Origin of the sequence: Burkholderia sp. Ac-20379 (assembly GCF_017104645.1) — a bacterium.
Taxonomy (GTDB): Bacteria; Pseudomonadota; Gammaproteobacteria; order Burkholderiales; family Burkholderiaceae; genus Burkholderia.
This window is the reverse complement of sequence record NZ_JAAGPF010000001.1, coordinates 66,268-88,533: the sequence shown is the minus strand read 5'-3', so window position 1 is coordinate 88,533 and position 22,266 is coordinate 66,268. Positions and strand designations below refer to the sequence as shown.

General features: G+C 64.6%; 19 protein-coding genes. 15 read left to right on the top strand and 4 right to left on the bottom strand.

The features are described from left to right. Positions 1–770: 770 nt before the first annotated feature. From G3N92_RS00250 to G3N92_RS00230, 5 genes are all read left to right on the top strand, one after another. Complete coding sequence (locus tag G3N92_RS00250) at positions 771–1,886, top strand: EAL domain-containing protein (RefSeq protein ID WP_206125430.1); 1,116 nt, start codon at positions 771–773, stop codon at positions 1,884–1,886. A 224-nt stretch (positions 1,887–2,110) separates the two neighbouring features. Further along, positions 2,111–2,833: an acetyltransferase gene (locus tag G3N92_RS00245; protein ID WP_206125434.1), complete on the top strand. Its 723-nt coding sequence runs from the start codon at positions 2,111–2,113 to the stop codon at positions 2,831–2,833. 286 nt (positions 2,834–3,119) lie between these two features. Beyond that, the gene (locus G3N92_RS00240; RefSeq protein WP_206125429.1) at positions 3,120–4,160 is read left to right on the top strand and encodes an alpha/beta hydrolase; all 1,041 of its coding nucleotides are present in this window, start codon (positions 3,120–3,122) and stop codon (positions 4,158–4,160) included. After that, a complete protein-coding gene (locus G3N92_RS00235; protein ID WP_339385806.1) occupies positions 4,157–4,696 on the top strand; it encodes a cytochrome P460 family protein in 540 nt (179 codons plus the stop codon). Before G3N92_RS00240 ends, G3N92_RS00235 begins: the two co-directional genes overlap by 4 nt. A gap of 171 nt (positions 4,697–4,867) precedes the next feature. Next, entirely contained in the window at positions 4,868–5,089 is a 222-nt protein-coding gene (locus tag G3N92_RS00230; RefSeq protein WP_206125428.1) for a hypothetical protein, read from the top strand. A gap of 96 nt (positions 5,090–5,185) precedes the next feature. Here G3N92_RS00230 and G3N92_RS00225 read toward each other — a convergent pair whose 3' ends face one another. Further along, on the bottom strand, positions 5,186–7,036 hold the full coding sequence (locus G3N92_RS00225; protein WP_206125427.1) for an alkaline phosphatase D family protein: 1,851 nt from the start codon (positions 7,034–7,036) through the stop codon (positions 5,186–5,188). 119 nt (positions 7,037–7,155) lie between these two features. Here G3N92_RS00225 and G3N92_RS00220 point away from each other — a divergent pair, with 119 nt between their 5' ends. Continuing rightward, entirely contained in the window at positions 7,156–7,680 is a 525-nt protein-coding gene (locus G3N92_RS00220; RefSeq protein WP_206125426.1) for a hypothetical protein, read from the top strand. A 185-nt stretch (positions 7,681–7,865) separates the two neighbouring features. Beyond that, a complete protein-coding gene (locus G3N92_RS00215; RefSeq protein ID WP_206125425.1) occupies positions 7,866–8,699 on the top strand; it encodes a hypothetical protein in 834 nt (277 codons plus the stop codon). Positions 8,700–8,789: 90 nt separating this feature from the next. On the opposite strand, the gene G3N92_RS00210 is transcribed toward G3N92_RS00215, so the two are convergent. Next, positions 8,790–9,713: a LysR family transcriptional regulator gene (locus G3N92_RS00210; protein ID WP_206125424.1), complete on the bottom strand. Its 924-nt coding sequence runs from the start codon at positions 9,711–9,713 to the stop codon at positions 8,790–8,792. An 88-nt stretch (positions 9,714–9,801) separates the two neighbouring features. Here G3N92_RS00210 and G3N92_RS00205 point away from each other — a divergent pair, with 88 nt between their 5' ends. From G3N92_RS00205 to dctA, 4 genes are all read left to right on the top strand, one after another. Beyond that, complete coding sequence (locus G3N92_RS00205) at positions 9,802–10,686, top strand: alpha/beta hydrolase (protein WP_206125423.1); 885 nt, start codon at positions 9,802–9,804, stop codon at positions 10,684–10,686. 58 nt (positions 10,687–10,744) lie between these two features. Beyond that, entirely contained in the window at positions 10,745–12,151 is a 1,407-nt protein-coding gene (gene leuC, locus G3N92_RS00200; RefSeq protein ID WP_206125422.1) for a 3-isopropylmalate dehydratase large subunit, read from the top strand. A gap of 1 nt (position 12,152) precedes the next feature. Then, positions 12,153–12,812 (top strand): 3-isopropylmalate dehydratase small subunit, encoded by a 660-nt coding sequence (gene leuD / locus G3N92_RS00195; protein ID WP_206125421.1) that lies wholly within the window; start codon positions 12,153–12,155, stop codon positions 12,810–12,812. A gap of 128 nt (positions 12,813–12,940) precedes the next feature. Continuing rightward, positions 12,941–14,287, top strand: coding sequence for a C4-dicarboxylate transporter DctA (dctA, locus tag G3N92_RS00190; RefSeq protein WP_206125420.1), 1,347 nt, complete (start codon positions 12,941–12,943; stop codon positions 14,285–14,287). Positions 14,288–14,512: 225 nt separating this feature from the next. Here dctA and G3N92_RS00185 read toward each other — a convergent pair whose 3' ends face one another. Next, entirely contained in the window at positions 14,513–14,848 is a 336-nt protein-coding gene (locus G3N92_RS00185; RefSeq protein WP_206125419.1) for a hypothetical protein, read from the bottom strand. A gap of 280 nt (positions 14,849–15,128) precedes the next feature. Here G3N92_RS00185 and G3N92_RS00180 point away from each other — a divergent pair, with 280 nt between their 5' ends. The 3 genes from G3N92_RS00180 to G3N92_RS00170 are packed head-to-tail and all read left to right on the top strand — an operon-like array spanning position 15,129 to position 21,036. After that, on the top strand, positions 15,129–16,343 hold the full coding sequence (locus G3N92_RS00180) for a hypothetical protein (protein ID WP_206125418.1): 1,215 nt from the start codon (positions 15,129–15,131) through the stop codon (positions 16,341–16,343). Further along, positions 16,340–18,331: a hypothetical protein gene (locus G3N92_RS00175; RefSeq protein WP_206125417.1), complete on the top strand. Its 1,992-nt coding sequence runs from the start codon at positions 16,340–16,342 to the stop codon at positions 18,329–18,331. The genes G3N92_RS00180 and G3N92_RS00175 overlap by 4 nt, the downstream gene beginning before the upstream one ends. A gap of 29 nt (positions 18,332–18,360) precedes the next feature. Next, complete coding sequence (locus G3N92_RS00170; RefSeq protein ID WP_206125416.1) at positions 18,361–21,036, top strand: DEAD/DEAH box helicase; 2,676 nt, start codon at positions 18,361–18,363, stop codon at positions 21,034–21,036. A gap of 77 nt (positions 21,037–21,113) precedes the next feature. Here G3N92_RS00170 and G3N92_RS00165 read toward each other — a convergent pair whose 3' ends face one another. Continuing rightward, positions 21,114–21,752 carry a hypothetical protein gene (locus G3N92_RS00165; RefSeq protein ID WP_206125415.1) on the bottom strand — a complete coding sequence of 213 codons (639 nt, stop codon included), beginning with the start codon at positions 21,750–21,752 and terminating at the stop codon, positions 21,114–21,116. Between the two features lie 114 nt (positions 21,753–21,866). Here G3N92_RS00165 and G3N92_RS00160 point away from each other — a divergent pair, with 114 nt between their 5' ends. Next, positions 21,867–22,226, top strand: coding sequence for a hypothetical protein (locus G3N92_RS00160; RefSeq protein WP_206125414.1), 360 nt, complete (start codon positions 21,867–21,869; stop codon positions 22,224–22,226). Positions 22,227–22,266: the final 40 nt, after the last annotated feature.

Genomic DNA, 22,266 nt, shown 5'->3' with positions numbered 1-22,266 from the left:
ATCCAGGCAGCGCGCTTGCCGGCCTGCATGACCGCGGTGCTCGATTCGCGACGCGTGCCAACCTGGCCCGCGCATCACGCGGCCCGGCGTGACGTCGGCCACCCTTACCCGAGCGTGCCGCCGGCGCGCCAGCGCGGCCTGTAGCCGAATCCCCGTCGTCGTTTCCGAAACACCTGCCGGCATTTTTCTTTCCATTTTTTGGCGAATACTTCACAATCCGGCCGCGCGCGTTTCAAACGAGTTGGATTATTCGATAAGTGGAAATAATTCGCGCGTTTATATATAGAAAACGGGAAATAACAAAATGAGAGTATCGACGTTCCGGGGGCGGACGCGGGCCATGTGCCGCGCCGCATGGCCGCATTCCTGGCCGCCGCACTGACGCGCGCGGCCGCCACCAAGCCGCCGGCAGCGCCCGGCGGCGATCGCGCCACCGGCGCCCGCATCCCAAGGAAAATATTCCGTCAGCTATCGACATAACGCCTGTCTTGCGGCGCGGCGATACTGCGCTGCGACGATCAGCGCCGGGATTCTTGCTGCCGGCGTCACGGAATTTTCACAATTGCCGGTCTTAATCGCTGGCGTGTTCTTAATGGCGTGGTCATGCTTGGCGACGGGGCCTTGCAGCGCCTCCCGCGCCGCGGCCGGCACCGGGGTGAACGGCGCCTGGCGCGGACGACACGCACGATACGATTGGTTCAGATTCGGTTGAAATTTGTTTGACGATTCGAAGAAACGACATGCCTCGCAACGCAATAAAATACCGCTTCGTGGCCCGACAACCCATCCTGGACGCCTCGGATGAAATCGTCGCCTACGAACTGCTCTATCGTGGCGGGGAAGAGAACCGGGCGCCGGCGAACGTCGATTCGGCCGAGACGGTGTCGGTGATCGAATCGGCGGTGGCCAACTTCGGCATCGAGAATCTGGCCGACGGCAAGAACTGCTTCATCAACTGCACCGACGCGCTGCTCAACTCCGAGGCGATCCGGGTGCTCGATCCGGCGCATTACGTGCTCGAAGTGCTGGAGGACAGCACGCTGGACGACGCGGTCATCGAGAACTGCCGGGCGTTGCGCGCGATGGGCTTTCGCATCGCGCTCGACGACGTCAGCAAGCTCGACGAACGCGTGGAGCGGGCGCTGCCGATCGCCGACATCGTCAAGATCGACTGGTCGATCACCACCGAATCGCGGCGCGCCGAGCTGGCCGCCTTCTTCAAGCGCAAGAACAAGACCATCCTCGCCGAGAAGGTGGAGGATTACGCCGCGTTCCGCGAGGCGAGCGCGATCGGCGCGACGCTGTTCCAGGGCTATTACTTCTCCCGGCCCGAAATGCGGCGCGTGCGCTCGGTGCCGCCCGATTTCGGCTCGGTGCTGTCGACCATGGGCCTGATCGCCGACGACGCGCCGATCGAGCAACTGGTGGCCTCGATCGCCAAGACGCCGTCGCTGCTCGTGCACTTGCTGCGCCTGGCGTCGGCCGCCGCCAACAACGTGCGCATGCGGCCGCAGGAAATCGGCTCGATTTCCACCGCGGTGCGGGTGGCCGGTTCGGCGCGCCTGATGAAGTGGTGCACGTTCCTGATCTATCACGGCGATCTGACCGAGCGCGATCATCCGTTCACGTTCCTGGCCGAGCAGCGTGCCGAGATCATGGCGGAATACGTCGAGCGGCAACGCCCCGGCGACGAACATCTGGTGCGCATGGCGCATATGGCCGGCGCGCTGTCCTTGCTCGACGTGCTGTATTCCACCGATCGCGAGGAATTCTGGAAGAGCCTGCCGGTGGCGCCGGCCATCAAGCTGGCGATTTCCCATTTCGAAGGCGAGATTGGCGAGGCTTTGGCTTTTGCGATGACTTTCGAAAATGCGGATGTGAATTAACGTGCAATAAGGCTGGGCCGCCGATTGGCGGTTGTACGGGATTATCGGTACAGGGTTGGCGAACGATTTGTAATACAATTTCGCTCCGATTGCCGCAACGCCGCCGTAGCCGTGCCAGCTCGGTGTGCCAAGGGGCAATGACGGATTTTCCCGGATTATCGCGTCCGATTTCATCGATCCCGTTGCCAGCGCCAGCTCGAGCAACGCCAGCTTTTTCATTCGAAATGAACGTCACCACGTCAGACGATTGCACGGGTATTTTGAAGGACCATCCGTTAGCGCGCGCTTTTATCGTATTCGGTTATCGGGATGGTACGGTTTCGACGATTCCGAATAACTTCTTCAAGAACTGGATCGACGAGGAAGCGACCGAAGGCACGTTCCACATCGAAAAGGGCTCGGGCCTCGGCGTCGGCTCGATCGTGAAATACGACGGCAATGCCCAGCGCCTGCGCATCGGCAAGTACGTGGCCGGCGGCCAGCGTCTGCGCTTTCTGCTGAACGGGCAGCACGACATGCGCAGCATTTCGATGACGATGTTCAGCACTTACGGCAACGGCATGCTGAACCCGCCGCCGCCGCAATACGCCGATACCGAGGTGCACAACGACGTGTGGATCGGCGACGAGGCGATGATCCTCGGCGGCAGCGTGATCCAGAGCGGCTGCGTGATCGGCGCGCGCTCGCTCGTGCCGCCCAATTTCCGCTCCGAGCCCTATGCGGTCTACGCCGGTTCGCCGGCGCGGCTGATCAAGTTCCGCTTCCCCGAGCGCGTGCGCGACGCGCTGTTCGATCTGGCGTGGTGGGACATGCCGCTGCAGTGGGTCAAGCAGCACAACGATGCATTCCTGGTCGACCTGACGGCCGACGAGGGCCGTTCGCTCGAAGTGCTGGCCGAATTGAAGCGCGCGAAGTTCGCCGAACAGCGCGCGAACCCGCGCGGCTGATTCCTCGCGTCGTCCTGCCGCGTTGTCCTGCCGCGCTGTCCTGTCGCATTTCCCCGCCGTTTCTCCTCGATTTCCCCGCATTTTTGATTTCCTCTGTATCGCGCCCGCACCGCGATACAGAGCGATACAAACGACGTTTCCGGCTCCGATATAAATCCGTCCAGACGTTCGACGCACCGCCCGCAGCGCGAAGGCCCGCAGGCAGGTCGAACCGATCAGGGAGGGGGCCGCGCCCGCACCGGCGCGGTTTTCCCAGGGATAAGCCAGCATATCGGGAGCATGGAACATGTCGGATTCCGTCAATCTTCGCCGCCGCCGCATTCTCGGCACGACGCTCGCGGGCGTCGGCCTCGTCGATTTCGGCCTGAGCAGCCTCGCACGGGCGCAAACGCCGGCCGCCGCCGCGAGCACGGCAACCGCCGGCGGGGCGAGCTTCACCGAAATTCATCAGATCCGCGCCGGCGTGCTCGACGTCGGCTATGTGGATGTCGGCCCGCGCACCGGCCCGGTCGCGATCCTGCTGCACGGCTGGCCGTACGACATCCAGTCGTACGCCGAGGTCGCGCCGCGCCTCGTGGCGGCGGGCTACCGCGTGATCGTGCCGTACCTGCGCGGCTACGGCTCGACGCGCATCGTCTCCGCCGACACGCCGCGCAACGGCCAGCAGGCCGCGATCGCCGCCGACGTGGTCGCGCTGATGGACGCGCTGAAGATCGACAAGGCCGTGTTCGGCGGCTACGACTGGGGCGCGCGCACGGCCGACATCGTCGCGGTGCTGTGGCCCGAGCGCGTGGTGGCGCTGGTGTCCGTCAGCGGCTACCTGATCGGCAGCCAGGCTGCGAACCGCGCGCCGCTGCCGCCGCAGGCCGAATTCCAGTGGTGGTATCAGTTCTACTTCACGACCGAGCGCGGCGAACTCGGCTACGCGGCGAACCGCGACGCGTTCAACCGCCTGATCTGGCAACTGGCCTCGCCGAAGTGGCGGTTCGACGACGCCACCTACGAACGCACGGCCGCATCGTTCAAGAATCCCGATCATGTCGCCGTGGTGATCCACAACTACCGCTGGCGGCTTGGCCTCGCGCAGGGCGAGGCGAAGTACGACGCGCTCGAGCAGCGGCTCGCCGCGCTGCCGCCGATCGCCGTGCCGACCATCACGCTCGAGGGCGACGCGAACGGCGCGCCCCATCCCGCGCCGGCTTCGTACGCGAAGAAGTTCACGGGCAAGTACCGCCATCGCACGCTCGACGGCGGCATCGGCCACAACCTGCCGCAGGAAGCGCCGCAGGCGTTCGCCGACGCGATGCTGCAAGTGGTGGCGTTGTGACGGGCGCGTCGCGTGCGCTGCGCACGGGTGTGCTGGGCGCGGTGCTGCTCGGCGGCGCATGCGTCGCGTCGGCCGCCGATGCGCCGGCCGCGGTTGCTGGCTCGGCCGCCGCGCCCGCCAATGCCTCGCCGATCTACGGCGTGACGATCCCGCCCGGCTACCGCAAGTGGGAGATGATCGCGCCGGCCGAGGAGCCCGCGCCGCTCGACGAGCTGCGCGTCGTGCTCGGCAATCCGCAGGCCGTGGCCGCGCTGGAGCGATCGACGCTGCCGTTCCCGGACGGCACGATCCTCGTCAAGCTCGCCTACAAACGCAAGCAGTCCGAGGAATCGCCGACGGCGACGGTGGCCGGGCGGGCCACGACGGTGCAGGTGATGGTCAAGGATGCGAAGCGCTACGCGGCCACGGGCGGCTGGGGTTTCGGCCGCTTCGTCAACGGCGTGCCGGTGGACGCGGCGCAGCACGAAACCTGCTTCGCGTGCCATCAGGCCTTGGTCAGGAATCACGACTACGTGTTCACGCGGCTCGCGCCGTGAGCCGGACACGCCGAGCGCGGGGCGGCGTGCCGTAAGGCTTGAAAGGCCGGTCGGGGCCGTATCTGTAACAGCCTTGTCGCTTCCGTAACGAACGGCATCGGGCGTGGATCTGTGCGTGCGGCCGCTGCACAATGCAGGCTGGTTCACACGCTATCCACACGGAGCTTCCCCATGAAAAAACTGATGATTGCCCTGTCCTGTCTCGGTCTGTTCGCCGCCGCCGGTTCGGCCAATGCCGCCGGGTGTCTGAAGGGCGCGGCGGTGGGCGGCGTGGCCGGCCATGTGGCCGGTCACCACGCGGTGCTCGGCGCAGCCGCCGGCTGCGCGATCGGCCATCATCACGCGGCCAAGAAGGCCAAGGAAGCCAGCGCCGCGGCCGCCGCCTCGCACTGAGCGGCATTCGCGTAGCGCCCGCACGGCGCGGCGCACCCGAACGGGGTGCGCCGCGCCGTGTTCGTTTTGCCGCGCCTGCCGGGCGGCATGCGGCGGTCAGCTGCTCAGCACCTGCGTCTGGATCGTGTGCGAGTTGTTCGCCACGCTCAGTTGCACGCGCTTGGCCACCGGGTTGGCCGGCGCAGTGCCGTCGCTGTTGAGCGGCTTCACCTTGGTGTAGACCACCGAGAACGTATCGGCCGTGACGGTGGCGGACGCGTAGCCTTGCGCGTCGTGATCGGCGTAGGCCAGATCGGGATTGAACTGCTGCAGCGTGGCGTCGAACGTCGCGCCGTTCGTCACGCCGAGCAGCGGCAGCAGGGCGGCGTACTGCGTGCCCTGCGTCTGCTGCTGGATATAGCTGTAGAACGACGAGCTGCTGATCCCGGCCGACACGAAATCGACCAGCACCGGCGTGCCCGTGGCCGGATCCGGCACGTCGCGCACCACGCCGGCCTGGAACGCGTGCAGATCGCCCGTGATCGCCACCACGTTCTGCACGTTGGCCTGCTTCAGATAGCCGAGCACGTCGGCCTTGTGGCTCGGATAGCCGTCCCACGAATCGCAATTCATGATGTAGTTGAACGCCGCCGAAGACGGCACGCCCGGCACCTTGGTCAGATCGATCCACAGGCGGTTCAGCATCACTTCGTTGCCCCACACCTTCCACGTCGCCGTCGAACCGGACATCTTCTGCTTGAACCACTGCGTCTGCGTCGGGCCGAGGATCGACGGCGCGCGGCCGAGCGCGGCGGTGTCGAGCGCCTCGGCGGCGCTCAGCGCGTTCTGCGTCACGAAATAGCGCACGCCCACCGAGCTGGTGGTGCTCGCGTCGGGGAGGCCGAGCTGGCTCGCGGCCGCGCCGCCGATCTGCTCGCTCATCACATGCTGATCGCGGAACAGGCGCTCGTCGGTCATCACCAGATCCATCAGGTTGCCGTAGCTGAAGCTGCGGTAGATGCTGATGTTCGTGTAGGCCGGGTTGTTCTGGTTGAACTGCACGTCGCTCCAGTCGATCGGCATGTATTCGGCCCAGGCCTGGCTCGCGCTGCGGCGGCGCGACGTTTGCTGCGCGTTCGCGTTGGTGTACGTCTGGTGATCCTGCCAGCAATCGTCGGAGAACTCGTGGTCGTCCCAGATCGGGATCATCGCGAAGCGCTGGTGCACCGTTTGCAGGCGCGCATCGGAACGGTAGGTGCGGTACAGCGTGCGGTAGTCGGCGAGGCTGTTCGCGTAGATGCCCGCGCCGGCCGGCAGCGCGATGCCGTCGGGCAGCGTGATCTGCGTGTGGGCCGGCTCGGCCGCGCCCGCCTGGAACGACGCGCCGACCGATTCGTAGATGTAGTCGCCCAGATGCACCACGAAATCGAGATCGCTCTCGGCGGCGATCAGCGACAGCGCCTGCCAGTGGTTGACCGTCCAGTCCTGGCACGTGAACCAGGCGAAGCGCACCTTCGACACGCTCGAGCCGGCTGCCGGCGCGGTCTTGGCCGTGCCGGCAGCGCTGACGTCGCCGCCCGCCACGAAGCGGTAGTAGTAGGTGGCCGCGGCGTTCAGGCCCGTCACCTTGGCGCGCACCGTGAAGTCGAAATCGGGCAGCGCCTGCAACGCGACCTGCGCGGCCAGCGTCGAGAAATCGGCCTTGGGGGACACCTGAAGCTGCAGGCTCACGGGCGCGGTCGCGCCGGAGCGGGCGACGGCGCGCGTCCAGAACACGATGCTGTCGCCGCGCGGGTCGCCGCTCGCGACGCCCTGCGGGAAGCTGTAGACGCCGGCGGCGGGCGCGGTGCTCGCGCCGGTGCTGGCGGCAGCGGGTGCGTCGTCGTCGGACGAGCACGCGGCGAGCGTGCCGCTGGCCGCGGCGATCGTGAAGAAGGCGGAGGAACGGAGAAAGTGGCGGCGGTTCATTTGTTGGCTTCCTTTTGTTATCGGGAATGGCACCGCGACAATAAAGAGCGAGTTTGACGTGCGGGTGAATGCGGACGAAATGCATCGCGACTAGAGGAAACCGTCGAATCAAGCGCGCCATGCCGCTGACGATTATGTCGGATGCGCTCGATCAATCGGCCGGCGGCACGCCACGGAATGCCACATTCGGCGGGTGCGGGAAGGCGCTGAATAACGATGGCGGTACGGCGCTCCGGTGGTTAAGATGCGCTTCGGCCGGCCGCTGGCGCGAATGCGCGCGTGCGGTATTTCAAAATGAACGACGGGAGCGCGAATTCGTGGATATGTTGGTCGGCGTGTTGCGCCTCTTCATGGCGCTGGGCCAATTGGTGACGGCGGTCGTCAGGAAATTGGGCGGCGTGGGCGCGATTTTCTTTTTCGGCTCGGCCGCGTTGTATATCGCCTGGCTATGCATGCTCGAACCGGTCACGCGCGTCGACGTGTTCTTCGCCCGGCATCTGCTCGATTCCGCTCCGCACGCGGTGTTTCACGAGCACGACGTGCAGTCGGCCGTCATGTTGAGCAAGTTTTGGCTCGCGCTGTTTATGTCGGCCACCGTCGGCATGGAGATCGCCTTCGGCTGGCGTCATTCCCGTAAAATTTAATATCAAAATAAATCGAATGATCTTCAATGCTCGCAAGAGTGTTGAATATGATGGAGTATTCCTGCTGCGCATCGAATTCCGTAACGAATGGATTATCTTTCGCTTGCCGTATATCGGGCCTCGGGTTTTAAAGAAAATTCCGATATACAGAGCGCAATCAACATTCCATGAGAAAGGGAAGCGCCATGAGCAATAGCAGAGATGTAAAGGCACCGGCTTCTGGATACCTGACGGACTACAAATTGAACGGCCAGCAGCGCAAGGGCGTGAAATTCAGCGAGGGCTCGCTCGCGTATTTCGAGCATTACGATATCGTCGTGGAAGGGGTGGCGTATCAGAACCCCGAGAAAATCGATGCGGACGCCATCGTCCTGGTGCCGGCCGGCGAGGACATCGCCTGGAACAGCCGGATCGGCGTGTATGGCGCGAATGGCACCGAAGCGAGCCAGGCGGTGTTTCTGGCGGGCGAAGTGTTCCGCCCGGGTGCGGGCCACATCGATAACGCCGGCGACAAGACGCGCATCGTGTTCGATTCGGGCAACGTCACGCGCTACACCCATTATTCGGCCAACGTCGACGGTGCCGAACATGGCGGCCTGACGATCGTCGAGAACAAGAACGCCGTCGAACTGCCGGTGAAGGTGCACGAGAACGCGAAGATCGTCGTGTTCGGGCACAGCGATTCCGACAAGAAGACCGCGGTGTTCGACGGCCTGTCCGAAGCCGAGCCGCTGCACGGCGCGGTGGTGTTCCACGGCACCACGTCCACCTGCGTGATGTTCATGAAGGGCGACCTGACCAAGTTCGCGCCCGGCTACAAGCTGCGGTACGAAGGCGACAAATCGACGGTCGAGGCGCGGCGCCTGTCGCCCACGCACATCCGCTTCGAAACGGTCGGCCGCAATATCGTCACCGAAGTCCAGCTTTTTTCGCTGAAGGCCGACGGGTCGGAAGACCGGCTGCTGTTCAAGGGCCGCTACAACAAGGACGAAGCGGCCAAGTTCGACCACAACGACTGAACCGCGGCGGTTCGTCCGCGCAACGCGGCACGCACCGCCCATCCCGCGCGCGGCCCGGCGCCGGTCCAACCGGGCCGGGCCGCGCCGGTTTCATCCTCCGCGCTTGCGCTCCGCCGGCACCCCCAGCATCTGCGGTAGCCGTTCCCCGAGAAATTCGATGAACGTGCGCAGCCGCGCCGACAACTGATTGCGTTCGAGATACACCGCATAAATATCGGCGTTCGGCAGCGTCCAATCGGTCAGCAGCGGCACGAGCGAGCCGTCGCGCAGCCGCGCCTCGGTTTCCCATTGCGAGCGTATCGCGATGCCGTGGCCGTCGAGCGCCCACTTGAGCACGGCCGCGCCGTCGTTGCTGCTGAGCGGCCCGCGCACCTTGATGCTTTCTTCCTGGCTGCCGCGCGTGAAGTGCCAGTTGCCGTAGGTCGAATCGTTTTCGCGCAGGATCAGGCAGGCGTGCTGCGCCAGCTCGCGCGGCGTGCGCGGCAGCCCGCGGCGCGCCAGATAGGCCGGCGCCGCGCACACGATGCGGCGGTTGCGCACCAGCCGCCGCGCGTTGATGCGCGCCTCGGGCACGTCGCCGAAGCGGATGCCGACGTCGAACGCATGCTCCTGCAGGCTCATCGGCCGGTCGGTCAGTTGCAACTGGATCTCCATCGACGGATGGCGCAGCGCGAATTCCGACACGGCCGGCGCGACCCAGGTGCGCCCGAAGCCGAACGACGCGTTCACGCGCAACAGCCCGGCCGGCTCGGCCCGGCTGCGGCTGACCTGCTGCTCGAGCTCGGCCAGCTCGGCGAGGATCCGCGCGCCGCTGTTCAGATACAGCTCGCCCTCGGTCGTCACGCTGATCTGCCGCGTGGTGCGGTTCAGCAGCCGCACGCCGAGCCGCGTCTCGATCTGCTTGAGGCGCTTGCTGACCGACGGCGGCGTCACGCCCAGCTCGCGCGCGGCCGCCGTCAGGCTGCCCTGGCGCACCACCCGCTCGAACAAAGCGAGATCCGAGATCGCGTCCATTGTTTCCCTCAGGTTAATACCTGTTTGCTTTTGCCGATACCTTGGCGTTCAAGGCAGCAATTAGACTACAAAAAACGCAGGAGGAACCATGTTCGACGACTTCACCCCCGTCCAGGTCGAGACCGACGGTATTCAGATTCAAGCGCTGCGCGGCGGCCACGGCCCGGCGCTGTTGCTGTTGCACGGCCATCCGCAGACGCGTGCGATCTGGCATCGCGTCGCGCCGGTGCTGGCGCGGGAATTCACCGTGATCGCGGCCGACCTGCGCGGCTACGGCGACAGCGGCAAGCCGGCCGGCCAGCCCGATCACGCCAATTATTCGAAGCGCCGGATGGCGCAGGATCAGGTCGACCTGATGCGCGCGCTCGGCTTCGCGCAATTCGACGTGCTGGCTCACGATCGCGGCGCGCGCGTGGCCGTGCGCATGGCGCTCGATCATCCGGACGCGGTGCGCCGGCTCGTCACGCTCGACATCGCGCCCACGCTGGCGATGTACGAGCAGACCTCGTTCGCGTTCGCGCGCGCCTACTGGCACTGGTTCTTCCTGGTGCGGCCCGCGCCGTTCCCCGAAACGCTGATCCACGCCGATCCCGATCTGTACCTGAAGCAGACCATCGGCGCGCGCAGCGCGGGGCTCAAGCCGTTCGCGCCCGAGGCCTATGCGGAATACCTGCGCTGCCTGTCCGATCCGGCCACCGCGCACGGCATCTGCGAGGACTACCGCGCATCGGTCACGATCGACCTCGATCACGACCGCGCCGACCTGGCCGAAGGCCGCAAGCTGGCCTGCCCGATGCTGGCCCTGTGGGGCGCAGACGGCGTGATCGGCCAATGCTTCGACCCGCTCGCCGAATGGCGGCGCTGGTCTGATTCGGTCACCGGCCACGCGCTGCCGTGCGGCCACTACATCCCCGAGGAAGCGCCCGACGCGCTGCTCGACGCCGCGCTGCCGTTCCTGCGCGGCGCGGCCTGACGCCGGCCCGCACGTTCCGTACCCCTGAACATTCACCCACGATACGAGAGGAACCGGGATGGCTATCCGGACGCTGTACCAGAAGCTCGTCGATTCGCACACCGTCGCGCCGCTCGACGCCGACAACGTGCTGCTCTACGCCGACCTGCATCTGATGAACGAATACACCAGCCCGCAGGCGTTCGCCGGGCTGGACGAGAAGGGCCGCGCGGTGCGCCGGCCCGGCCAGCAGGTCGCCGTGGTCAGCCACATCATCCCGACCCATGCCGAGACGCCGCGCCGGATCATCGACGTGGCGTCCGCCACGCAGGCCACCAACCTCGCGCGCAACTGCGAGCGGGCCGGCATCCGCCTGTTCGGCACCAACGATCCCGATCAGGGCATCGAGCACGTGGTCGCGCCCGAGCACGGCTTCGTGCGGCCCGGCATGGTGATCCTGTGCGGCGACAGCCACACCACCACCTACGGCGCGCTCGGGGCGCTCGGCTTCGGCATCGGCACCTCCGAAGTCGAGCATGTGCTGGCGACCCAAACGCTCGTCTACCGTCTCGCGCAGACCATGCGCATCACGATCGACGGCCCGCTGCCGTACGGCACCACGTCGAAGGATCTCGTGATCTGGCTGATCGCACGGATCGGCGCGCAGGGCGCGCGCGGCTATGCCGTGGAATTCGCGGGCAGCACGCTCGCGGGCCTCACGGCCGAGGCGCGCATGACGCTTTGCAACATGACGGTGGAGGCCGGCGCGCGCGCCGCGCTGATCGCGCCCGACGCCACCACGCTCGATTACGTGCGCCGCCATGTGGATTTCGACGACGCGCAATGGGCCGCCGCCTGCGCCGATTGGGCCGCGCTGGCCAGCGATCCGGGCGCACGCTTCGACGCCGAGCACCGCTTCGACGCCAGCCAGGTCGCGCCGTTCGTGACCTGGGGCACCAGCCCCGATCAGGCGATTGCGATCGACGCCGCCGTGCCCGCCGCGGAAGATCAGGCCACGCCGGCCGAGGCCGAATCCGCGCGCCGCGCGCTCGACTACATCGGCCTGCAGGCCGGTGCGCCGATCGCCGGCACGCCGGTGCAGCGCGTGTTCATCGGCTCGTGCACCAACGGCCGCATCGAGGATCTGCGCGTGGTGGCCGACATCGTGCGCGGCCGCCGCGTGGCCGACGGCGTGCGCGCGATGGTGGTGCCGGGCTCGGGCCGCGTGCGCCGCCAGGCCGAGGCCGAAGGCATCGCGCGCGTGCTGACCGATGCGGGCTTCGAATGGCGCGAGCCGGGCTGCTCGATGTGCCTCGCGATGAACGACGATTTCCTGGAAGCCGGCGAACGCTGCGCCTCCACCACCAACCGCAATTTCGAAGGGCGGCAGGGGCGTGGCGGGCGCACCCATCTGATGAGCCCCGCGATGGCCGCCGCCGCGGCGCTGACCGGCCGCCTGACCGACATCCGCACGCTGGAGCACTGACATGAGCCTGCTGACCCATCTCGAAGGCCGCGCGCTGCCGCTGCCGATCGACAACCTCGACACCGACCAGATCATGCCGAAGCAATTCCTGCGCGGCATCGACAAATCGGGCCTCGCACAGGGGCTGCTGTACGACCTGCGCGTCGATGCGCAGGGCCGCCCGCGCGACGGCGCGGTGCTGAACGATCCGCGCCACGCGGGCGCGTCGATCCTGATCGGCGGCGCGAACTTCGGCTGCGGATCGAGCCGCGAACACGCGGTGTGGGGCCTGCTGCAATATGGCATCACCGCCGTGATCGCGCCGAGCTTCGCCGAGATCTTCTATTCGAACGCGATGAACAACCGGCTGCTGCTGGTGGCGCTGCCGCGCGCAGCGGTGGACGCGCTGACCGCCACGGCGCAGGCCGATCCCGAAGGCATCCTGAAGATCGACCTCGAAGCGCAGACGGTCGCCACGCCCGGCGGCGCGACGCATGCGTTCCCGATCGGCGCGCGCCACAAGCGCATGGTGATCGACGGCGTCGACACCATCGATCTGACGCTCGCGATGGCCGAGGCGATCGACGCGTTCGAGCAACGACATCGCGCCGCGCATCCGTGGGCGCTGATCGACGCGCCCGGCGCGGCGGCTTCCTCGGTTCCGGCCGCTTCGGTCACCTGAACACGGGCGGCTCGGCCGCCTGAACCCCGGCCGTTCCCGGCCGGCCTTTTCCCGCACCACGCATCGCTCCGACCTCCCGGCAACAGGGCGGCGGGGACGGCGCACGCCCCTTTCTTTCCGGAGGAGACATGACGACTCGCACTCAATCCGTTCCGCTTTGGCGGCATCTTTACTTTCAAGTGCTGGTGGCGATCGCGCTCGGCATCGCGTTCGGCCATTTCGCGCCGTCGGCGGCCGTGGCGCTGAAGCCGCTCGGCGATCTGTTCGTGCGCCTGATCCGCATGGTGATCGCGCCCGTGGTGTTCTGCGCCGTGGTGGCCGGCATCGCCAGCATGCGCGACCTGAAGGCCGTGGGCCGCGCCGGCGGCAAGGCGCTGCTGTATTTCGAGGCGATTTCCACCGTGGCGCTCGGCTTCGGGTTGCTGATGGGGCACCTTTTGCAACCGGGCGCGGGCTTCAACGTGTCGATCGCGTCGCTCGACGCATCGGCCGTGTCGGGCTACGTGTCGCGCGCCGCGCACGGCGAGGGGCTGACCGGCTTCCTGATGCATGTGGTGCCCGAGACGTTCGTGGGCGCGTTCACGCACGAGGACATCCTGCCCGTGCTGCTGCTCGCGCTGCTGTGCGGTTCGGCGCTGTCGGTGCTCGGCGAGAAGGTGCGGCCGGTGGTCGATTTCGTCGACGGCGTGGCGGCCATGATGTTCCGCATCGTCGGCTTCATCGCGCGCGTCGCGCCGGTGGGCGCGTTCGGCGCGATCGCGTTCACGGTCGGCAAGTTCGGCGTGGGCTCGCTGCTGCCCATGCTGAAGCTGGTCGGCTGCTTCTACCTGACCGCGTTGCTGTTCGTGTTCGTGGTGCTCGGCGCGGTGGCGCGGCTCGCGGGATTCAGCATCGTGCGCTTCCTGGTGTTCATTCGCGAGGAGTTGCTGATCGTGCTCGGCACGTCCACGTCCGAAAGCGCGCTGCCGCAACTGATGCTCAAGCTCGAACAGCTCGGCTGCCAGCGCGGCGTGGTGGGGCTGGTGGTGCCCACCGGCTATTCGTTCAACCTCGACGGCACCAGCATCTACATGACGCTCGCCGTGCTGTTTCTCGCGCAGGCCACCAATACGCCGCTCACGCTGACGCAGCAACTGACGCTGCTGGCCGTCACCATGCTGACCTCGAAGGGTTCGGCGGCGGTGGTGGGGGCGGGCTTCGTGACGCTGGCGGCGAGCCTGTCGGTGGTGCCCACCCTGCCGGTGGCCGCGATGGTGCTGGTGCTCGGCATCGACCGCTTCATGTCCGAATGCCGCTCGCTGACGAATCTGGTCGGCAATGGGGTGGCGGCGATCGTGGTGTGTGCGTGGGAGGGCGCGCTCGATCGGGAGCGGATGCGGGCGGTGTTGAGCGGAAAGGTGCGGGTGGGGGAGGCGGTGGCCGAGGACGGCGGCGAGGCGGCGGGTCGCGGTGGGATGGCGGGGCAGCAGCGGTGAGGTGGGGGGCTTTGCGGCGCCTATCGGTTTTGTATGCGTGCGGGGCGATCAAAAACAATTCGTGCCGCAAGTCCTCCAACATTTATCGCTGCCGCTGTCTTGCGAGTGCCGAGGGTTTTTCAAACGAACCGTACGGCTCATGGTCATCGAATGACATTGCGAAAGCGAAGATGCCTTGTGCCTCTTCGGGATCGGGTATATCAGCGTTGCTTGACCGCGTTTTTGCTACTGCATACCCGGAGACTTCGTCGATCTTTTGTATAGGGCAAATGCGCGATGTCGCAGATTCTGCGGAAAGTTTCGATTTCGGGAAATTTCGATCAATAACTCGACAATGCCATCGTCAACCGGTACGCCTTGTTCCAGCCAGCCGACCGCCAGGTCGCACCAATAGGGCGTTGGCCAGCGTAGCCCGGCGACCACGATTTCCCGGGCAGAATCGACGCCCGGTACGAACTCGGCAAACGGATACGCAAGCGGCAGGACAATGGACGGCGGCTTCATCTTGACGGCTGTTCGGGTTAATTTCAGCGGCTGCGGATTGGCAATCTTGATTGTCATTGATTTAGATGCGGATGTCGAATGCCACTAAGGCTGGAGGCGTCGATGTAACTGGCTGTAGCCGACTGCGGATTCAGCCATTCGAGCGAAGGCGGCGGCAACGGTCGCCTCCAAACTACAATTGTCATCCAGGTCGACTACATTGACTGGCAACTGACAGCCCACGAACCTATCCGAATTTGACCCAATCGGCTTGCAGTGGATTATCCGTGGCGTGGCCGTTGGTCGACCGGCGACGCCAATAGCGGAATTGACAAAAAACATAAGGAAGCACGCGTAAATGTGGGGCGCAGCGGAACCGAAAGATTTCGCCCAGATGCGATTGCGGCTGGATTTTGGCCTGCGGCGCGCAATCATGGGCTTCAATGAATGGGCCGTGCCGGGCCTGGGTGGTGCGTTCTTCGTGCGCCAGCTCAGTTGGGCGTGCATGGGATTGCGCCTGGCGCAGGAGGTCGATACGCCGGCAACGGCCGCACGCATTGCGGAAGCGCTTGAGGCGTTGGCGAGTTGGATCGTGGTGCGCCGCGATCCGCAAGCAAAGTCGGAGCGGCGCATACAGGGCAAACGTAAATTCGCCGATTGCACCAGTTTGTCATTCAGCGATGTCGCGAAGGGCGGCGCGTATGTCACCGTTCCGTTTCGTCGTTCCGCAACGCGTGCGCTGCCGGGGCTCAACCTATGCATCAGTGAGGCATCGCGCTTTAGCGGACTGGAGCTGACGGCCGCCGGTATCGAACTCGCCGAGCTTGCCTTCGCGAGCGGACAGGATTTGGACGGCGATGCGCGCCGCTGGCTGAAGGATTGGATCGAGGCCGGCGACAAGGGGGCGAAGAAAGTGCAGCCGGCCATCAAGGCCGCCCTCCAGCCATCGCTGGCCAGCGATGCCGAAAAGCGTCTTGTGCTGGAGCGTGTCCGCGGCGATGCACGCCGCGCAGATCTCGAAGAATTGTTGAACGGTCACACCGACGCCACGCTTGCAACCAAGAGCGGCCGCCATCATTTCCTTGCACAAGTTCGGCACGCTGAACACGCCGAGCAACTCGCAACCTGTTTCGCGTTTGAAGACGTGCGTGCGAGCACCTTGCAGGCTGCGCAGGCGATGAGCAATGCGATCCGCAGTTCGGCGCAGGCGGTGCGCGCGTTGGCAAAGCACCAGGATGTGGCCGATGCCTTCGCCGCGCTAGGCCACGCTTGCGATGTGCTGCGGGCGAGCATTGCGCCGGGAACGCCCGTGGATGCGACAGACTTTTGCGCGGAGCAGTCGGGTTCGCTCGACTTGGCGGAGCGAGTCGCGCTGCTGGCCGGTCGCGCGCCCATGGTGTTTTCCGTGATCGACGGACGCGTCGATCAGGGGGTGGCCTATACCGGCAAGCCGCTGGTAGCCGACGACGCTTACGATCTCCAGGAAGACACCGTGCCGGATGAAGGCTATGGCGTACCGCGCCCGCTGCTGCGCTTGCGTCAGTTGCTCGTCGATGCGGGGGCGCCTCAATGAGCACCATCAATGACCGTAGCGATCTCGAGGCGCTGTTCATGCCGCCGAAGGGTGAGCATGGCACGCATCTGCTGGTCTGCGGGCTCGGCGGCGATACCGAAACCCTTGAGCGGATGCTTACGGCGTTTACCAACGAGACGCCGGCTCAGCGCCGGTCCAGAGGCCTCGTACGTGGGCTGCTGTTGATCGACGCATCGAACCGGCCGGCGCAGATGCAGCCGGTGCCGGGCCTGCTGCAACTCGCGCCGTGCCTGAAGAAGGTGTGGCGCAGTCGCACGACGCTGATGCACGCGAAAGTGGCGCTCATGGGCTTCGGGCCATCGACACTCGGAGCCCCGCGCCGATGGCGTCTCGTCGTCTCAACCGGGAATTGGACTGCCGAAACCTGGGGGCGCCAAGCGCAGATCGATCTATTCTGGACGACGGAGTGGGACGAGCAAAGCGACGAGGCGAGCGCGTCTCAGGCCTTGGCCGACAACCATGCCGCATTCGTATTTTTCGAGCGATTGCTGCATGGCCTTTACGGTAAGCACTACGACAGCCTGGCCAATGATGCGCTCGTCACGGGATGGCTGGAAGTCTGGCGCGAGCGTTTGCAAGTGCGCGGGGCCGCATCGCGTCCGACGCCCCAATTCATTCATAGCCTGGACCAGCCGCTGTTTAAGCAGGTCCAGACGCGCTTCCCGTCGAGCGGCGTGTCGACCTTGGTTGCAGGGTCCGGCTTCTTCGAACAATCGAGAGAGTCGGCGGCGGATTCGCTGCCCACCGTGTTGCAGAAGCTCGAAACGCTCGGCAACCCCGGCACGCGTTTGTTGGTATTCAATCCCGAGCGAGCCGGTGGCCTTGCCGACTGGTTCGCGCAATTGCGCACAACCAAGGTGGGCGAACGCGGGCTGAAGCAAAGCCGGGCAGGCAAATGGGGGCTATGTTTGCCGCGAGACCCGCTGGAGAAAAAGCTGAAGGTTGGTCGCAAGTTCCTGCATGCCAAATACATCGCCGGGCTCGATCGCGTGAGGGGCGAGGATGAGGCAAGCGCGACACTCGCTTTTCTTTACCTCGGCTCAGGCAACCTCTCGCGTCGCGGCTTCCTCACGCGGGCAAATCTCGACGGCAATGCTTCCAGTTCCGTGAGCATTGGCAATGTCGAGGCTGGCGTGATCCTGTCGCCCAAGGCGCGCGTCACGCATGTTTGGCAGCGGCTCGCATGCGGCGATTGGGCATCGGAAGTGAATCTCGAGAATGCGATCGAGGGCCAGGGCGAAGATATGTTCGAGCCGCTTGATCCGCCTCCCGTGCTACTGCTGCGCCAGATCGGCGATCTCCTGTATCTCGTTCGCAGCGAAGTGCCGCCGTCCGCACTTTGGCTGCAAGCATCCGATGGCCATTGGCTCACGGTCGAATCCGACCAGGCGTCCGTGCATTGGGGGGCTGCCTGTCCTCAGTCGGTGCGTGTAACGAACATCGACCCAGCCGCGCAGCCCGATGGAGCCTGCTGGGATGTGGCCGTGCTGTCCGCGAATGGTCTGTTGTCCCGGCGCGCGATGCCGCCGCTGGAAATGGCAAGCATCCTGCAGGCACTGCTCGCGTTCCCTGCGCTTGCGCCGCACGATCACGAGGATGACGACGACGGCGGCGGGCAAACTGCGGCGCCCAGTGCGGCCGCGCACGCCAGCTCGGTCCGCTACGCCTTGCGGACGCTTGCGGTACTGATCGAAACGATTGCGCAGCGCAACGTTCTGACGACGCCTGAGGAATTTCCTTACTGGCTGGCGCAACTGCGCGCATTGTTGCTGGAACACACGGTGCCGGCCGAGCTGGCGGCGATCCGGGCACTCGGCGTCGATTTGTTCGACGCGTTGGACAAGCCGGGATTTGTGCCGACATGGTTTGCGTCGCGACCGGATCTGCTCGATCAATACCGAATTTTTCTTCAAGACTTGCGTGCGGCATGGTGCGTGTCGTCGAAGGCGGAGGTCTTATGTTCGTAAGCGATACGAAGCGCAGCAGGAAGAATGTGTTGGACTGGAATCTGGTGCTTGAGCGGCTCGAACAGCTTGCGAGCATCGAGCAATTGCCGGACGGAACCGCGTTGTGGCGGGCCAATCAGCATGCTTCGCTGCGCTGGATGGTGCGGCGGCTCAGAGAGGAGCCGGGCGTGCTGGTAGCCGACGAAGTCGGGCTTGGCAAAACGCGCCTGGCCGTGGCGCTCGCGGTCTGCGTGGCGGCGAGCGGAGGCCGCGTTGCCGTGCTGATTCCGCCAGGGCTTGCCTATCAGTGGCAGGACGAGGAACTGCGAGGCTTCCTTGCGCATTTGAGCACGCTGTCGCTGCCCTGGTTGCCCGACGTGCTCCCGCATCGTTTCTTGCGGACTTACGCGGATCTGTTCGCAGATGGCAGTGAAGACGAGATCGGCAGCACGAACGATAGTCCGTATCCGCTGGCGGATGCGTACCCGATTCTGTTCATCTCGCATGGGTTTGGATTGCCGCCGGTAGGCAAGGTGGTGAACCAAGAGCTGTGGGCACTGCCTTACCTTGCCAAGAAAGCCGCAGGGTTTGACGCATACGGCGCCGGAAAACTGGCGGTCAGTGCGATGCAGGAGTGCGCAGCACGGTATATCGGAGCGCATGGCAGTGCGGGTTTGCGCCGCCGGCTGGGGGCAGCCACGCTTGGTAGGCCGGTGCCGGAAGCTTTCAAGGACGAGCAGCACGCCGAACTGTTTAGAAACGTGATCGGCGAACTGCTAGGGAATTTCGATCTCCTCATCATTGATGAGGCGCACAAGAGCCGCGCCGGCGCGGACCTCAGCCTCGCGGAAAAGCAGGCGCAGGGCAAATTGCGCAGCCGGCTGACCAAACTGATCGATAGCATTCTGATGGCGGATTCGCGGGCAAAGCCGTCGAAACGGGTCGCGCTCACTGCCACTCCCATGGAGCTCGGCGTCGATCAATGGAAGGCGATTTTCAGCCGGCTTGGCCTGGGAGCAGAGCGGGTCGTCAGTCTTGGCAAAGTCGTTGAACGCTTTGCCGATGCAGTCGATATGCTGCGTTCGGGGTCGCAGGTCGAAATTGACGAGCTCAAAGAAGCCGCCAGCGAATTTCAAGGGAATTTGCGTGATATCGTCACGCGGCGTTTGTGGCGTGATCATCCGTTGGTCAAGCGTTATTCGGAGTCGCCTGGCGTGCACAATCGCGCGTATCCTCGCGCGCATCCTCACCGTGAATACATTACGCACTCGCTGGTGCCGGCCTGTTTGCCACAAGAGGAGCGCCGGAAGCTCGCGTTGTCCGAGGCGTTGTCCGCGGCGGCGCGGGGGGCGAGCGTCGGACACGAACTGAAGACAGCGGGCATTCGCTTTTCGCAGGCCCTGCCGAATCTTCCGGAAGCTGTTCGAGACAAGGATGGCGACGGGAAACAGAAGAACGAGTGCGATGAAACGGCCGCGCCCGTGGCGCTCGTGGCGGACCCTGCTACGCATGCGCGATTGCAACGTTGCGAATACTGGCGCGCCATCTCTGAAAGCGAGGATCACAAGCAGCTTGGCAAGGTCGGTGCCGATCCGCATCATGCGTTGCAATGGCATCCGCGCGTGCGGAAGGCGGTGCGGTTGATTGAAAAACTCGCCAACGGTAAAAAAGGCGAAAAGGTGCTTGTTTTCGGCGAATACCTGGCCTCGCTGCATGCGCTGAACCGTAGCCTGAACATTCGTCACTACCTGCAACATCTGCGCAATGAGACGCCGATTCCGCTGCCGGTGGGCGTGCATGCCAACGATGCCGACATCCAGCGCTGGCGGCTCGACCCGGAGTTTGGTCTTGCCGCCATGAGCGACGAGGAATTTGAAAAGAAGGCCCAAGATTTCTCGGAGCGCTATGAGCGTGAGCGTGAACAACTGCGCGACGTGTGCAAGCAGGTTGTGGAAGAGGTCGGGCTCGCGTCCAAGCTCTCCGTGGAGTTGGCTGGGGTGTTGATTACGTGGTTGATCCAGCAACTCTGTGTCGCGGACCAACTGTGGCGTGTCGATGTGCCTGATCAGCGGGATTGCGTGCGTGCGGAGGCGCGTAAGCTCCTCTCGAGCCTGCACGATCCCGACCCGCCCGAAGACGTCGACGAGCAGAAGGCCGAGCGAAACGCCCTGAGTTGGAACCGGATTGTCGAGCAGCTAAAGCACGAACTTCAGTGCAATCAGAACGGCGATTACGTATTCCGCATGAGCCCTTTCGCACAGCTGATGATTGGCGATACCAAACCGGCTACGCGTCGCGCGCGTCAAGGTACGTTCAATCATCCGAGCCTCAATCCGCGTGTGCTGCTGGGTCAGGCCGACGTGATGAGCGAGGGGCTGAATCTTCATCGTGCATGCCGAACGGTGGTTTTGTTTCATCTGGACTGGAACCCGGGGCGGATCGAACAGCAAATCGGACGCGTGGATCGGCAGAACAGCGCATGGATGAATGCATGCGAGGAGGCGTTGCGAGATCGCGAAATGCCGCTGCCAACGATCAAGGTATATACCCTCGCGGTTCAGGGCACCTATGACGACCTGCGCTCGTCAGTGGTGCAGGAGCGGGTTAACTTGCTGCGTGCGCAGCTTTTTGGCGAAGTGCTGTCTCCGGAACGGCTTGCGCAACTGCCGCTACAGGCTCAAGAACTGATCTCGGACATTCACGTCGATTTCCGGCCAGAATGCTGATTCATCGCTTGCACGGCTGAGCGGGGCGCCTCGATGCCAGAAAATCGGCGGGCGCCCGCCTGCCCAGCCCCGATCAATCAGGCATGCGAAGCACCACCCTTCAGCGCCCGCTGATAGAACGTCTGGCCATCGACGACGAATCCCCCCGAATCGCCGGCCGCGATTCTCGCCTCGGCGATCGAAGCTGCCTGCCCGGGTTCGTCGTTGAGAAGATGGCAAATCAGGCGCTCCTTCCAAAAGTTCCATGCCGTATTCGGTACTCGCTGGAGAAGGTCGGAATTGAAGGCTTCTCCGAGTGTCATGAAGGCGTCCACGCTGCGGGGGCGATTGTCCATATCGATGCATGCCTGGGCCTCCGCAAGGCAATCCCGAACGCCGCGCGTCAACGCTTCGTCATTCCAATCCGAAACGGAGGTGGCGCCTTCGTGGAGCGAGATGCCATGAAGCGTGTAAGCGCCGTCCGCACGCAGGCTCAATGGCGCCTGCGAATTGCCCGTCATTCCCAGGATGCGCCACAATTGCAAATCGAACGCCATGGGTTTGCACGTGAGCCGGTGAAAAATTCTATTTTTCTTGGCGTCGCCGTAAATCAGCAGGGCGAGAAACATCTCGCCTTCCACGCGAAACGCGTGATGCGCCTTGGTTTTCCAGCCGCATGACTTGCCTTCCTCCTTGAGGGCGGCATTGAGCTTTTTGGTAAGTTCGGAATGCTTCATCGAGCCAGGGAGAATGGATCAGGAAAGTCGGCTCATGGCTTTCGCATCGCCGTGCGGCATTATCGACCTACAATGACGTGTCAAAAAACGGGACGCGCTTCAGGCGCGCGGAAAATGACCGACAAACTCGACAACTATACCGAAGCGCTCACCGCCTTGGTTCGCGAAGCCATTCGTTGTTCGCCCGAATCCTGGGACAAGGGGCGGCTGACGATTCGGTGCGATGGCCACCGCATCGACTACACGCTCAAAAACGCGGGCTCCGACGATAAAGCGGCTATTTCGAACGAGCTTGCCCGGCTCTGCGAGGATTACTGGAGCGCCTTCATGAAGAAGGGCGAGCCGTGGATCGAGTCGGAGGTCGAATTCCGTCAGGTCGACGGTCAATGGTCCTTCAACGCCAACTACACCTACCCGAAGCCACCCACCGCCGCTGTCCAGCCATCGAAGCCGTTCTGGAAATTCTGGCACTAGCCGGCCAGCGGAAATCCGGTTGCCGGCGGCGCTGGTCGCT